This is a genomic window from Acinetobacter sp. 228, from assembly GCF_048147885.1.
The window spans coordinates 1-1,074 of record NZ_JAYWYV010000550.1 but is presented as its reverse complement, the minus strand read 5'-3'; the positions used below and the strand labels follow the sequence as shown (position 1 = coordinate 1,074).

Sequence of the window (1,074 nt, the reverse complement as noted above, 5' to 3'; positions counted from 1 at the left end):
TTCACACCTTCACTAATTGCAATATCCGGATCAATGGCAATTTGAATTTGAGGCTGCCAAAAGCGATAAATAATTGTCAGTGATACTGCAATAATTAATGTGAAAATAGGTAGGTCTGGCCAATCAATACTTAGTAAGTCACCAAACAAATAACTTAAAAGCTCCGGTCTTAAACTTGGAACATGTTGAATAAACAGGAGGCCACTACATAGTAATGTTGCTGAGCATAGGGCAAGCAAAGCATCGTTTGGTAAACGATTGTCATGTAGTGCCCATAAAATAGCGACTAATAAAATAGCTGTACCTGCCACGCCAAGCCAGAGGGGAAGGCTTAAAGCACCAGCAATTGCTACCCCAAGTAAGGTTCCATGTGCCATGGTGTCTGCAAAAAAAGACATACGTCTCCATAGCATGAGACAACCAAGTGGTGCAGTCAAAAAGACTAATAAGGTTCCCATAATCCATGCGGGTAACAATAATTGTAACCATTCCATCATGGCTTAAGCTTACGGTTCCGGGTGAATGTGAGGTCTGCTATTGTGAGGGCAGGGGTGTGCAGCGTCACCATGCGCACAGTGATCATGATGATGTTGATAGAAAACTCGCTGAGTACCGAATATTGCTTGGTATTCAGGATGTTGCTGAATACTTTCTGGTAAGCCGCTACAGCATATATGCTTGTTTAAACAAACAACGCGTTGAGTTCCCTGCATGACCCACTGTAAATCATGGGAAACAATTAAAATGGCACAACCATAACGTTCCGGCAGACTACGTACATATTCATAAAGCTCAGCTTCTGATTGAATATCTAAGCCTTGCATAGGCTCATCAAGAACGAGGATATCTGGCTTTCTAAGTAAAGCACGTGCTAGCAGTACACGTTGGCGCTCTCCACCAGAAAGTTGCTGAACTTTTGATTGTTGTAGTTTGGCAATACCGGTGTCTTGAATAATTTCCTGACGAAGGGCAGGGCTACACTTTTCCAGATCTAATAAATCTTGTACCCGTAAAGGAAGACTATGAGATGGATTAAATTTCTGAGGCACATAAGCCATTTTTAGTTTTTTATTG

At 41.7% G+C, this 1,074-nt stretch carries 1 protein-coding gene and 1 pseudogene; both read right to left on the bottom strand.

Annotated elements, in window-relative coordinates; genetic code table 11:
• Window positions 1-497: pseudogene (gene znuB, locus VXQ92_RS20705) on the bottom strand (zinc ABC transporter permease subunit ZnuB); the annotation flags it as partial.
• Between the two features lie 9 nt (window positions 498-506).
• Window positions 507-1,074: zinc ABC transporter ATP-binding protein ZnuC (gene znuC, locus VXQ92_RS20700; protein WP_416683037.1), on the bottom strand; the 568-nt coding region annotated here is incomplete at its 5' end.